Raw genomic sequence first — 12,858 nt, 5'->3', positions numbered from 1 at the left:
AAGATTACCGATGCGCGACATCATGGGCATGATGGGCAAGGTCAAGGAAATGCAGGCCAAGATGGAGAAGATGCAGGCGGATATCGCCCTTCTCGAAGTCGAAGGCACATCGGGTGGCGGTCTCGTGACCGTGCGCCTGAACGGCAAGGGCGAGATGCTCGGCCTGAAGATCGATCCTTCCCTGTTCAAGGAAGAGGAAGTCGAGATCCTCGAGGACCTGCTGATCGCCGCCCACAAGGATGCCAAGGACAAGGCCGACGCAACCACCGCGGAAAAAACCCGCGAACTGACCGCCGGCCTGCCGATCCCGCCGGGTATGAAGTTCCCGTTCTGATTCTTTCGACAGGATCGGGCGCATCTCATGTGGGATGCGCCCGATTTTACTTACGCTTGGAGGAGCGCGGCCGTGACATTCACATCCATTCTGGTTTTCGCAGCCGCCCTGTTTGTAGCCGCAGGCTCTCCCGGCCCGAGCATTGCAGCCCTTGTGGCACGCGTGCTTTCCAAGGGATGGCGCAATGTTCTGCCATTCATTGCCGCCATGTGGGTGGGCGAGGCGATCTGGCTGTCGCTCGCCGTGGCCGGTCTTGCCGCCGTTGCCGAAAGCTTTCAGCCGGTTTTCGTGGCGATCAAGTGGATCGGCGTTGCCTATCTTCTCTATCTGGCCTGGAAAATGTGGTTCGCCCCTGCCGACGTCGGTGGTGAAGACCTGCCGGAAAGCCGTTCGGCGCTAAAAATGTTTGGGGCCGGCCTGACGGTGACACTCGGCAATCCCAAAATCATGATGTTTTACGTGGCGCTTCTGCCTTCCATCATCGACCTTGCCGGCGTGACCCTGGTTGGTTGGGCGGAACTGGTGGCGGCGATGGTCATCGTTCTTGCAACCGTCGATGTCGCGTGGATGGCGCTGGCGGCAAAGGCACGACAGTTTCTGAAAAGCCCACGAGCTGTAAAGATCGCCAACCGGATTTCGGCCGGCACCATGGCCGGGGCTGCGGCGGCGATTGCGACGCGCTGAGGCCGACATCAGAACTTTGCCGGTTTGCCGGCGATGATGGCTTCGCGCATATCCGCATGGATGGGGGCGTCAAGGAAACGTGCAGCATCGGCTTCGACCAGTCGCTTGCCGAATTTCTCCAGCATTTCCGGGATGGGCACATTTGCGCCGTCGTGGCGAATGTGTTCGACACCATCGCCAGCCATGGCCATTCCGGGTTTGAGAACACGGCAATAGATGCCGGGGCGCATGGCCTGCCTGTAGGTTTTCACGATCGACGGATCTCCCATACGCGCGGCAAGCGTGGCGCAGGGCGTACGCGCCGAGGTCGCCTGCAATTCGAGGCCATTTTCGAACACGAAACGATCGCCGGCGCTGACGTCGCGATTATCGAGGCCTTCGATCACGAGATTTTCGCCGAACGTGCCGGGTGGCAGAGGCCGGTCAAGCTTATGCGACCACCAGTCCATCGTCAGCGATCCTTCCAGAAGCACTGCCTGTTCCGGGCCGCCGTGGTATTTGCCGTTGCAGACTGCATCGCCGACGAGGCCTTCGCGGTCGATCATGACGGATGAATTGACGGCATGCTTGTTGATGCCGGTCTTGTAGGATTTGCCCGGCAGTTTTTCCGCATGACCGAGGCAGACGGCGAGAAGTTTCATGCGATCAGACCACCTTCCGAGATTCCGTTTGCCTCACATATGGGCTAAAAGCTGCGCATGGCAAAACGCGTTACCGGTCCTGAAATCGAAAAACTCATCCAGCTTCTGGCGAAAGTGCCGGGACTGGGCCCCCGCTCCGCCCGACGGGCAGCGCTTCACCTGATCAAGAAGAAGGACCAGTTGCTGGGTCCGCTCGGGGCCGCCATGGGCGAGGCCTATGACAAGGTGAAAGTCTGCTCGCGCTGCGGCAATGTCGATACGATCGACCCCTGTACGGTGTGCACCGACGACCGCCGCGATCAATCCGTCATTATTGTCGTTGAGGACGTGTCCGACCTTTGGGCGCTGGAACGGGCCGCCGTGATGAACGCCGCCTATCATGTTCTCGGCGGCACGCTTTCGCCGCTCGATGGCGTCGGGCCGGATGATCTCAACATCAAGGGTCTGATCGACCGGGTGAGCGAGGGCGGGATCAAGGAAATCATCATTGCGGTGAATGCCACCGTCGAGGGACAGACGACGGCGCATTACATTACCGATCGGCTGGCCGATCTCGGTGTTGCCATCACCCGGCTGGCGCATGGCGTGCCGGTGGGCGGTGAGCTGGATTATCTCGACGAAGGCACGCTGAGTGCAGCACTGCGCGCACGCACGGCAATCTGAGGAGGAAGCCATGAAAACGAAACTGGCCGCACTACTGACCAGCGCTCTCGCCTTCCTCCCCCTGCCCGCCCTTGCCCAGAACAAGCCGGATGTCGAAAAACAGTTCCAGCGATGGATCGCCAGCGATCTTTCTCCTGCCGCCAGAAAGGCCGGCGTTTCCGAGCGCACAATCATGGCTGCCTTCGACGGAGTTTCGCTGAACTGGGACCTGCCGGATCTGGTGCCGCCGGGCACCACGCCTCCGAAGAAACAGGACCAGAGCCAGGCAGAGTTTTCCTCGCCGGGCGCTTACTTCAACGAAAAGCGCCTGCAGGGACTGGCGACGACCGGCCGCGGGCTGGCCAGCACCTATGGTTCGACGCTGAAGAAGATCGAAGCCGCCTATGGCGTTCCGGGTGAAGTGATCGTTGCCATCTGGGGCCGGGAATCCGGTTTCGGCAAGGCGCGCATGCCCTATTCCGCCGTGCAGGTTCTGGCGACAAAAGCCTTCATGTCGACCCGCAAGGACATGTTCCGCGAAGAATTGATTGCGGCTTTGCAGATGATCCAGCGTGGCGATGTCGATGCCGCGACCATGAAGGGATCATGGGCCGGCGCGCTGGGACAGCCGCAATTCATGCCAACCAGCTATCTGAAATATGCCGTTGATTTCGACGGCGATGGCCGCGCCGATATCTGGAATTCGGTGCCGGATGCGCTCGCCTCGATCGGTCATTACCTGCAAAAGGAAGGCTGGCAGCGCAGCCGCGACTGGGGTTTTGAAGTCAGCATTCCGCAAAATGTTTCCTGCGCACAGGAAGGGCCGGATCTGGCCAAGCCGGTGTCCGCCTGGGCCGGCATCGGCATCGAGCGGATCACCGGCAAGGCGTTTCCCTCGGCCGACCTGAAGGCCGATGGCATGATGCTGGTACCGGCCGGGCGCGGCGGGCCGGAATTTCTGGTGACGCCGAATTTTTACGTCATCAAGGAATATAACAATTCCGACCTCTATGCGCTGTTCATCGGCAATCTGGCCGATCGCATCGCCTATGGGGCGGGACCTTTCCAGTCACAATGGGGCGATGTCGGTAAGATGCTGCGCTCCGACGTGCTGGCCATGCAGAAGGCGCTGGTCGCCAAGGGGTATGATGTCGGCAATGTCGATGGATTGCCAGGTTTCAAGACGCGTCGTTCACTGGGCGACTGGCAGGCCAAGAGCGGTATCGCGCAGACCTGTTATCCGGATGCCTCGTTGAAGGGCAAGTTGCGATAGGCTGAGTTTCAGCTTGCTCGATCTCAATGATGCAGATCGATCGACGCCTTGTGAAAGATATCGTCGCGCGGCGGGATGGCCTGACGTTCGATCATGCGGTGCACGCGCGGGCCGACTTCGCCGACATGCAGTTCGCGAATGCGCTTCCAGACATCGGCATCCGCCTGGGTTCGGCGCTGGTTGTGGCGCACGTAATCGGCCCAGGTGGCGGTGTGATAGGTTTCCGTCCAGATATCCGGGTTTTCCAGATCACGCATCAGTGTCCACTGGCGGGCGCCATCGCGGATGCGGATGCGGCGACGCTGCGACATCAGCTCGAGAAACTCTGGCACGTCCTTCTCGCCGATCGTATAGTCGATCAACAACACGATCGGGCCGCTTCGCGCCTTCAGGTCGAGGCGCAGCGACGGTTCGCTGAACGTATTGAGCGGATCGAGGTTGAGGCTTTCAAACTGTGGCAGGCGCATGCGAAGACCGATTGCCACGCCCAGAAGCATGACGGCGGCGGAACAGAGAAAGGCAAACGGCGCACCGTGGTTTTCGGCCACCAGACCCCAGATCCAGCTGCCGGCCGCCATGCCGCCGAAAACCGCTGTCTGATAGAGCGACAGCGCCCGACCGACCACCCAGCGCGGCGTCGACATCTGCACGGTGACATTGAACAGCGACAGCGCCATGACCCAGCAGGCGCCGGGAATGAGCATGACGGCGGTGGTGAGCCATGCATTGCTGCTGAAGGCGATGACCACGCCGCTGAAGGCAAAACCGCAAAACGAAATGCGGACGATGGTTTCCGACGTAAATGCTTCGCGTAAATACGCATTAGAAAAGGCGCCGGCGATGGCGCCGAGACCAAAGGCGCCAAGCATTATGCCATAGGTGAGCGGGCCACCAGCCACCAGATCACGTGCAACGATCGGCAGAAGCGCCAGGATGATGGTGGTGGAGAAGCCGAAAACGCAGGAGCGCAACATCACGTTGAGGATGTTGGGCGACATTGCCACGTAACCGATACCGGCCGAGATGGCGCGCAGCATGGTTTCGCGCGGCAGTTTGGTCTTGATATATTGCGGGCGCCAGCGCACCAGCGCGTAGATCAGCGCCAGATAGCTGACCGTGTTGGCGGCAAAGGCGGCTGCCGCACCCGCCGCCGCGACAATGGCACCGCCGATGGCCGGGCCGACGCTGCGGGTGATATTGAAGCCGACGCTGTTGAGCGTGACGGCTGCCGGCACCACGTCTCGCGGCACCATGTCGCCGACCGAGGCCTGCCAGGACGGGTTGTTGAGCGCCACGCCGCAGCCGATCAGGAAGGTGAAGGTCAGAAGAGACCAAGGCGTCAGGACGTCGAGATAGGCGCAGAGCGTCAGAAGCGACGAGACGACGAGCATGAAGATCTGCGCCGTCAGCATGATGCCGCGACGATTGTAATTGTCGGCCAGCGCGCCCGAAATCAGCGAGAACAGCATGATCGGCAGGGTGGTCGATGACTGCACCAGCGCCACCATATCCTGCGAACTGGTGATCGAGGTCATCATCCAGGCGGCACCCACCGCCTGGATCAACCCGCCGAGATTGGAGGAGATGCTGGCGAGCCAGACGGTACGGAATGTCTGGTGGCTGAAAGGCGCGAGAGGCGACACCCGGTTGGGCACTGTGCTGTTCCTGGATGATTCTTGTTACCCGCTAACCTAGAGACATGCCTGTCGAGGGCAAGCCGAAAACCGGGTCGATGCCGATATGGTTTAGGTGACGCTAAGGCATGATTGCGCAACCCTTGCAATCCTACGGCTCGGAGCGTATATAGCCTTTAAATTCTTGATCGTCTGATGAAGGGTGGGCCCGCAAGGACCCGCTCTTTTTTATTAGCCGGTCGCGGGACAAGCCTCGCTTTTGAGCGATAAAACGCCGGATAAAACATGCAGCCAACCGAACTGGAGCCGCGTCTCATCGTCGAGACTGGCCTTGACCTCAGGATCGCAGAAATCATCGAACCCACGCTAATCGGCATGGGTTTCCGTCTGGTGCGCGTCCGCATGATGAACCAGAACGGCATGACACTGCAGATCATGGCCGAGCGCGAAGACGGCACGATGGATGTCGAAGGCTGCGAGGCCGTGTCCACCGCCATTTCGCCGGTTCTCGATGTGGAAGATCCCATCGACAAGGAGTATCATCTGGAAGTGTCGTCGCCGGGCATCGATCGCCCCATGGTGCGCAAGTCCGATTTCGCGCGCTGGACCGGCCATCTCATCAAGCTGGAGACCTCGATCCTGGTCGACGGCAAGAAGCGTTTCCGTGGCAAGATCGGCGAGACCAGTGAAGACGGTTTTGTGCTTGAGCGCGACCAGGTGGCTGCCGGCGAAGAAGCGCATGTGACCATTCCGTTCTCGGCTTTGGCCGAGGGCAAGCTGATCCTGACGGACGACCTGATCCGTGACGCTCTGAAAGCCGACAAGCTTGCCAAGCAGGCGGCCAACCAGAACGACGACGAAGACGAACAAGACGCAGAATAACAAACGAAACCCTGCCTGAAACGGCAGTCAGCATTTCGACCTACGGAGACCAACGACTATGGCAGTGAGTGCGAACCGGCTTGAACTTCTGCAGATCGCAGATGCAGTTGCGCGCGAAAAGGTCATCGACCGCGAAATCGTTCTGGCCGCCATGGCCGACGCGATCCAGAAGGCCGCACGTTCGCGGTACGGCTCTGAGACCAATATTCGCGCCGACATCAATTCGAAGACCGGCGAAATCCGCCTTCAGCGTCTTCTCGAAGTGGTCGAGCATGCCGAAGACTACGGCACGCAGATCCCGCTGGCGCTCGCCCGCGACCGCAATGTCGACGCCAAGATCGGCGACTTCATCGCCGATCCGCTGCCGCCGATGGACTTTGGCCGCATCGCCGCCCAGTCGGCCAAGCAGGTCATCGTGCAGAAGGTGCGCGAAGCCGAGCGTGACCGCCAGTTCGACGAGTTCAAGGACCGCATGGGCGAAATCGTCAACGGTACAGTCAAGCGCGTCGAATACGGCAACGTGATCGTCGATCTCGGCCGTGGCGAAGGCATCATCCGTCGTGACGAGATGATCCCGCGCGAAAACATGCGCTACGGCGACCGCGTCCGCGCTTACGTTTACGACGTGCGCCGCGAACAGCGTGGCCCGCAGATTTTCCTGTCGCGTACGCATCCGCAGTTCATGGTGAAGCTCTTCACCATGGAAGTGCCGGAAATCTACGACGGCATCATCCAGATCAAGTCGGTTGCCCGTGACCCCGGTTCGCGTGCGAAAATCGCCGTCATTTCCAACGACTCGTCGATCGATCCGGTCGGCGCCTGCGTCGGTATGCGTGGTTCGCGCGTTCAGGCCGTTGTCGGCGAGCTTCAGGGCGAAAAGATCGACATCATTCCGTGGAGCCAGGATCCGGCTTCCTTCATCGTCAACGCCCTGCAGCCGGCTGAAGTCGCCAAGGTCGTTCTCGACGAGGATGCAGAGCGCATCGAAGTCGTGGTTCCGGACGAGCAGCTGTCGCTGGCCATCGGCCGTCGCGGCCAGAACGTCCGTCTCGCATCGCAGCTGACCGGCTGGGATATCGACATCATGACGGAGGCCGAAGAGTCGGAACGCCGTCAGAAGGAATTCAACGAGCGTACCAACCTGTTCATGGAAGCGCTGGACGTCGACGAAATGGTCGGCCAGGTGCTTGCTTCTGAAGGTTTTGCCGCCGTCGAGGAACTGGCTTACGTCGAACTCGACGAAATCGCCTCGATCGATGGTTTCGACGAAGACACCGCCAACGAGATCCAGACGCGCGCCAAGGAATTCCTGGAGCGTATCGAAGCCGAAAACGATGCCAAGCGCGTGGCGCTCGGCGTTCAGGACGAGCTGAAGCAGATCGACGGCCTCACCGCCCAGATGCTGGTGGCGCTCGGCGAAGAAGGCATCAAGACGGTCGAAGACTTTGCCGGCTGCGCAGCAGACGATCTGGTCGGCTGGTCGGAGCGCAAGGACAACGAAACCAAGAAGTTCGAGGGCACGTTCTCGAAGTTCGACGTTTCCCGCGTCGAAGCCGAGAACATGATCGTGCAGGCCCGTCTTCTGGCCGGCTGGATCACCGAGGCTGACCTTGCGACCGCTGAAGAGGCCGAAGAAGCCGAAACCTCGGAGGAGGCGGAAGCCGCTGAACAGGAATGATTGCCGAGGCTTCTGCCAACGGTGATCACGAAGATCAGGCTGCGGACGAGGTTTTCAACGACCGCACCTGCATCGTGACACGCGAAGCCGGATCGCCTGAAACGCTGATCCGCTTCGTGGCCGGCCCTGACGGGACGGTGGTTCCCGACCTGAAACGCCAGCTGCCCGGTCGCGGCTGCTGGGTTAAGGCGGAACGGGCTCTGGTCGAAAAGGCCGTGGCTCGCAAGATTTTTGCACGCGCCCTGAAAAACAAGGAGGTGCGTGCGGAGCCGGAACTCGTCGCCCTGGTGGACACGCTTTTGGCCGCCCAGGTGACAGGCATGATGAACATGGCCCGCAAGGCAGGCCAGTTCGTGACCGGCGCAACGAAAGTGGATGCCGCTGTCCGTTCGGGCGAGGCTCTGGCCGTGTTTCACGCGTCGGACGCCGCCGCGGACGGCATACGCAAGATCGACCAGGCCCGAAAGGCCTGGCGGCTGGGCAACGGCCTGGAAGAGGAGATTCCTTCTTTCCGGCTGTTTACCTCGGCCGAAATGGACGAACTGATGGGCCAGAATGCTTTTATCCATGCCGTGGCGCTTGCAGGCCAGGCGGGTGAAGGTGTAGTGAAGCGCGCAACCATGCTCGAAACGTACCGTCATGGCGGTCCTTCCGGAGCAAATGGCGGCGCTGGCCGGTCAGAGACATGACACGGGTACCGGCAAAAGCCGGCTGCCGCATTGAACGACGTGTATTGAAACACAGGGTCTGATGTTCCTCATCCGGTCCTGTGCGAAGGAACAGGAACGGAATGACGGACAACAAAGACGACAAGACAGCCGGCGTGAAAAAGACCCTCACCTTGAAGCCTTCAGGGATGAGCCAGGGTACCGTGCGCCAGGACATGGGGCGCGGCCGTACGAAGTCGGTCGTCGTCGAAACGGTGAAACGCCGCCCGACCCGCCCACAGGACGAAAAGCCGATCACCCCGATCGCAACGCCGGCTCCGCGCGCTGAAACGCACGCACCCGTTGCCGCCGCTCCGGCTGCGACAGCCACACCTGCACCGCGCCCGGCAGCACCGACGCCTGCACCGGCTCAGACCCAGACGCGTGTCCACCAGCAGACGCAGGCCCATCGCCCTGCGCCGACGCAGGTCCGCCAGCCCGAACGCCCCCGCGGCGCCGTGCTGCATGACCTCTCGGCCAGCGAAATGGACGCCCGCCGTCGCGCGCTGGTAGAAGCTCAGGCTCGCGAAGTTATTGAAGCCCAGAAGCGCGCAGAAGACGAAGCCCGCCGCAAGGTCGAGGAAGAACAGCGCCGCATCGAGGCGGAAGCCGAAGCTGCGCGCATCGCCGCATTGCCGAAGCCCGAGCCTGTTGCGGAACCTGTCGTTGAAGCACCGGCCGCTCAGCCGGCTGCCGCTGCACCTGCCGGTAATCGCAATCAGGAAAACCGTCCGCAGTCGACGCGTCCTGCCGCTCCCGGCACTGCTGCCGCCGTTCCCGGCCGCCGCAACGTTACGGAAGAAGACGACCGTCGCGGCCCGCCGCGTGGTGGCGCTCCGAACCGTGGCAAGGCACCGGTCGTCATTCCGGCAAAGGCACCTGCACGTCCGAAGGCCGACGAAGGTCGCCGCCAGGGCAAGCTGACGATCACTGCTGCCAGCACGGACGACGACGGCAACAACCGTGGCCGCTCGATGGCCGCCATGCGCCGTCGCCAGGAAAAATTCCGCCGCAGCCAGATGCAGGAAACCCGTGAAAAGGTTATCCGCGAAGTCATCCTGCCGGAAACCATCACCATTCAGGAACTGTCGCAGCGTATGTCCGAACGCGCCGTCGACGTTATCAAGTACCTAATGAAGGAAGGCCAGATGATGAAGCCGGGCGACGTCATCGACGCCGACCTTGCAGAACTCATCGCCAGCGAATTCGGTCACACCGTCAAGCGTGTTTCGGAATCCGACGTTGAAGAAGGTATCTTCGACGTTGCCGACGACGCCGTCGAAATGATCTCGCGTCCTCCGGTCGTGACGATCATGGGTCACGTCGACCACGGCAAGACCTCGCTGCTTGATGCGATCCGTCAGGCCAACGTCGTGTCTGGTGAAGCCGGTGGCATTACCCAGCATATCGGTGCCTATCAGGTCGAACAGAACGGCCAGAAGATCACCTTCATCGACACCCCCGGTCACGCCGCCTTCACGGCCATGCGTGCCCGTGGTGCACAGGCAACGGATATTGCGATCCTCGTGGTCGCAGCCGATGACAGCGTGATGCCGCAGACGATCGAATCCATCAGCCATGCCAAGGCTGCCGGTGTACCGATCATCGTGGCGATCAACAAGATCGACAAGCACGAAGCCAACCCGGACAAGGTCCGTCAGCAGCTTCTGCAGCACGAAGTCTTCGTTGAATCGCTCGGCGGTGAAGTGCTCGACGTCGAAGTTTCGGCCAAGAACAAGACGAACCTCGACAAGCTGCTCGAAGCCGTGTTGCTGCAGGCCGAAATTCTCGACCTCAAGGCTGACCCGGTCCGTACCGCTGAAGGTATCGTCATCGAAGCCCAGCTCGACCGCGGTCGTGGTGCGGTTGCGACCGTCCTCGTCCAGAAGGGTACGCTGAAGCCAGGCCAGATCATCGTTGCCGGCGACCAGTGGGGCCGTGTTCGCGCCCTCGTCACCGACAAGGGCGATCACGTCAAGGAAGCGGGACCTGCCATGCCGGTCGAGATCCTCGGCCTGTCGGGTACGCCTGCTGCCGGTGACCGCTTCGCTGTCGTCGAAAACGAAAGCCGTGCACGCGAGATTTCCGAATATCGCCAGCGTCTTGCTCGCGACAAGGCGGTTGCCCGCCAGTCCGGTCAGCGCGGTTCGCTCGAACAGATGATGAGCAAGCTGCAGAACACCGGCTACAAGGAATTCCCGCTGCTCATCAAGGGCGACGTGCAGGGTTCCGTCGAGGCGATCATCGCGTCGCTCGACAAGCTCGGCACCGACGAAGTGCGTGCGCGCATCGTTCACTCGGGCGCAGGTGCCATCACGGAATCGGACCTTTCGCTTGCCGAAGCGTCCAACGCCGCGATCATCGGCTTCAACGTCCGTGCCAACGCACAGGCCCGTACGGCCGCCGAACGTGGCGGTATCGAGCTTCGCTACTACAACATCATCTACGATCTGGTGGATGACGTGAAGGCGGCGATGTCGGGTCTGCTTTCGCCGGAACGTCGCGAAACCTTCCTCGGCAATGCCGAAATCCTGGAAGTGTTTAACATAACCAAGACCGGCAAGGTCGCGGGTTGCCGTGTCGTCGAGGGCAAGGTGGAGCGTGGTGCAGGTGTCCGCCTGCTGCGCGACAACGTCGTCATCCACGAAGGCAAGCTCAAGACGCTCAAGCGCTTCAAGGACGAAGTCTCGGAAGTGCCGATGGGTCAGGAATGCGGTATGGCCTTCGAGAACTACGAAGACATTCGCGCTGGCGACGTCATCGAGTGCTTCCGCGTGGAACACATCACCCGTACGCTCTAAGCCGACGGGGCTAGAAACAGAAAAGCCGCCCGTGATTTTTTTCACGGGCGGCTTTTCTTTTGCGCGATAGACCATCACTTTTTCCGGCATCGATCACCCATAACGCGATAAACTCAAACTTGAGTCCAGCACGCGTATTTTACCGTGTCGCAGCAATTTATTGTTGCCAAGCGCAGTCAAGTTTACTATCGGGTAACCGAACGGTACGAGCGTCGCCTGAGGCATGTTCGCTGGCGGATTGAATGCAAAAAGCATTCTCCCGGGCATGGCACACGATCGGATGCATCGTGCAAGCCTGTTTCGAGTCCGGAGAATTTCTGAATGTCCATAGCCAAAAATCGCATTTCGACCACCCGTGGCCGTGGCTTTCTATCCTGCACGGCGCTCATTGCCGCGACGCTGATGACGGCATCCGTCCATGCGCAGACACCGCCGGCGGAAACGCCTGCAGCGACGACGCAGAACAGCGCGCCTTCGCAGACGACTCCAGTTGCTCCGACTCAGAATACCGCACCCGCACCTTCCGAAACAGTTCAGCCGAGCACCCCGCCGCAGGCAGCACCGAATGCGCCAACAGGCCGTCTGCCGCAGGCTGCTGCTCCTGAGCAGGCCCAGCCAACCCCGGCACCGGCCAGCCAGCCGACACCGGCACAGTCGGCGCCAGCACCAGCGCAAAACAATGCCGCTCCAGCCGCTTCACCGGCCCCAGCAGCACCCGTGACGCCGACCGCCTCCGAGCAATCCGCGCGGGCGCAGAGCACGGAGCCATCCGGCACGGCCGCACCTGCTCAGCCAGGCACAGAGCAGGCAACCGACATCGCACCTGCGACCGACGAGGAAGCACCGCGCGCCGACCTGCCTCACGATCTTTCCCCCTGGGGCATGTTCATGCAGGCCGACTGGGTCGTCAAAGGCGTCATGATCGGCCTCGCCATCGCGTCGCTGCTGACCTGGACCGTCTGGTTTGCCAAGACGCTGGAACTGACGGGCGCCCGTGCCCGCGCCAACAAGACGATCAAGGCGATCCGCAAGGCGCGCACGCTGACTGAGGCCGTCAAGGCGACCGAGGGCCGTGGTGGCCCGGCAGCCGCCATGCTACGCGCAGCTGCCGAAGAGATGGAGATTTCCGAAGCCGCCATCGAACACGCCGAAGGTGACGGCGTGAAAGAACGCGTGTCCTCCGTGCTGTCGCGTATCGAAGCCTTTGCCGGCCGCCGCATGGCACGCGGCACCGGCATTCTGGCAACGATCGGTTCCGTCGGCCCGTTTGTCGGCCTGTTCGGCACCGTCTGGGGCATCATGAACTCGTTCATCGGCATTTCGGAATCCAACACGACCAATCTGGCCGTCGTCGCACCCGGCATTGCAGAAGCTCTGCTGGCAACCGCCATCGGCCTCGTCGCCGCCATCCCGGCCGTGGTGATCTACAACCTGTTTGCCCGCTCGGTCACCGGCTACCGCCAGCTTCTGGCCGATGCAGCCGCCGGCGTCGAGCGACTGGTCAGCCGTGACCTCGACTTCCGCAAAATCCCGCCGGGCGGCCGCGTCAAGCCGGTTTCGCTTGTCGCCGGGGAGTAAGAAC

At 61.4% G+C, this 12,858-nt stretch carries 11 protein-coding genes; 9 read left to right on the top strand and 2 right to left on the bottom strand.

Annotated elements, in window-relative coordinates; all coding sequences use genetic code 11:
• Positions 1–10: 10 nt before the first annotated feature.
• Complete coding sequence (locus tag EDF70_RS17125; RefSeq protein WP_132276067.1) at positions 11–334, top strand: YbaB/EbfC family nucleoid-associated protein; 324 nt, start codon at positions 11–13, stop codon at positions 332–334.
• A gap of 72 nt (positions 335–406) precedes the next feature.
• On the top strand, positions 407–1,018 hold the full coding sequence (locus EDF70_RS17120) for a LysE family translocator (RefSeq protein ID WP_132276065.1): 612 nt from the start codon (positions 407–409) through the stop codon (positions 1,016–1,018).
• 8 nt (positions 1,019–1,026) lie between these two features.
• Here EDF70_RS17120 and EDF70_RS17115 read toward each other — a convergent pair whose 3' ends face one another.
• Positions 1,027–1,659, bottom strand: coding sequence for an MOSC domain-containing protein (locus tag EDF70_RS17115; RefSeq protein ID WP_132276063.1), 633 nt, complete (start codon positions 1,657–1,659; stop codon positions 1,027–1,029).
• Between the two features lie 57 nt (positions 1,660–1,716).
• Between EDF70_RS17115 and recR the strand changes: the two genes are divergently transcribed.
• A complete protein-coding gene (gene recR / locus EDF70_RS17110; protein ID WP_132276061.1) occupies positions 1,717–2,322 on the top strand; it encodes a recombination mediator RecR in 606 nt (201 codons plus the stop codon).
• A gap of 10 nt (positions 2,323–2,332) precedes the next feature.
• Positions 2,333–3,574, top strand: coding sequence for a lytic murein transglycosylase (locus tag EDF70_RS17105; protein ID WP_132276059.1), 1,242 nt, complete (start codon positions 2,333–2,335; stop codon positions 3,572–3,574).
• 23 nt (positions 3,575–3,597) lie between these two features.
• Here the strand turns inward: EDF70_RS17105 and EDF70_RS17100 are convergent, their stop codons facing one another.
• Complete coding sequence (locus tag EDF70_RS17100; RefSeq protein ID WP_132276057.1) at positions 3,598–5,229, bottom strand: MFS transporter; 1,632 nt, start codon at positions 5,227–5,229, stop codon at positions 3,598–3,600.
• 264 nt (positions 5,230–5,493) lie between these two features.
• Here EDF70_RS17100 and rimP point away from each other — a divergent pair, with 264 nt between their 5' ends.
• The 5 genes from rimP to exbB all read left to right on the top strand — a co-directional run bounded on the left by rimP (position 5,494) and on the right by exbB (position 12,854).
• Positions 5,494–6,090, top strand: coding sequence for a ribosome maturation factor RimP (rimP, locus tag EDF70_RS17095; RefSeq protein WP_132276055.1), 597 nt, complete (start codon positions 5,494–5,496; stop codon positions 6,088–6,090).
• Between the two features lie 58 nt (positions 6,091–6,148).
• Complete coding sequence (gene nusA, locus EDF70_RS17090) at positions 6,149–7,768, top strand: transcription termination factor NusA (protein WP_132276053.1); 1,620 nt, start codon at positions 6,149–6,151, stop codon at positions 7,766–7,768.
• Positions 7,765–8,457: an RNA-binding protein gene (locus tag EDF70_RS17085; RefSeq protein ID WP_132276051.1), complete on the top strand. Its 693-nt coding sequence runs from the start codon at positions 7,765–7,767 to the stop codon at positions 8,455–8,457. The genes nusA and EDF70_RS17085 overlap by 4 nt, the downstream gene beginning before the upstream one ends.
• A 101-nt stretch (positions 8,458–8,558) precedes the next feature.
• A complete protein-coding gene (gene infB / locus EDF70_RS17080; protein ID WP_132276049.1) occupies positions 8,559–11,276 on the top strand; it encodes a translation initiation factor IF-2 in 2,718 nt (905 codons plus the stop codon).
• A 321-nt stretch (positions 11,277–11,597) separates the two neighbouring features.
• Entirely contained in the window at positions 11,598–12,854 is a 1,257-nt protein-coding gene (gene exbB / locus EDF70_RS17075; RefSeq protein ID WP_245519219.1) for a tonB-system energizer ExbB, read from the top strand.
• The last annotated feature ends 4 nt before the right edge of the window (positions 12,855–12,858 follow it).

The sequence above is a fragment of the Neorhizobium sp. JUb45 genome (assembly GCF_004343585.1).
Lineage (GTDB): Bacteria > Pseudomonadota > Alphaproteobacteria > Rhizobiales > Rhizobiaceae > Neorhizobium.
This window is presented reverse-complemented; position numbering and strand designations above follow the sequence as displayed.

Bases quoted from the DNA above. Each gene is read 5' to 3' on its own strand.
- recR (WP_132276061.1), top strand. From the start codon at position 1,717: ATGGCAAAACGCGTTACCGGTCCTGAAATCGAAAAACTCATCCAGCTT.
- nusA (WP_132276053.1), top strand. From the start codon at position 6,149: ATGGCAGTGAGTGCGAACCGGCTTGAACTTCTGCAGATCGCAGATGCA.
- rimP (WP_132276055.1), top strand. From the start codon at position 5,494: ATGCAGCCAACCGAACTGGAGCCGCGTCTCATCGTCGAGACTGGCCTT.
- EDF70_RS17115 (WP_132276063.1), bottom strand. From the start codon at position 1,659: ATGAAACTTCTCGCCGTCTGCCTCGGTCATGCGGAAAAACTGCCGGGC.
- EDF70_RS17125 (WP_132276067.1), top strand. From the start codon at position 11: ATGCGCGACATCATGGGCATGATGGGCAAGGTCAAGGAAATGCAGGCC.
- EDF70_RS17085 (WP_132276051.1), top strand. From the start codon at position 7,765: ATGATTGCCGAGGCTTCTGCCAACGGTGATCACGAAGATCAGGCTGCG.
- exbB (WP_245519219.1), top strand. From the start codon at position 11,598: ATGTCCATAGCCAAAAATCGCATTTCGACCACCCGTGGCCGTGGCTTT.
- EDF70_RS17105 (WP_132276059.1), top strand. From the start codon at position 2,333: ATGAAAACGAAACTGGCCGCACTACTGACCAGCGCTCTCGCCTTCCTC.
- infB (WP_132276049.1), top strand. From the start codon at position 8,559: ATGACGGACAACAAAGACGACAAGACAGCCGGCGTGAAAAAGACCCTC.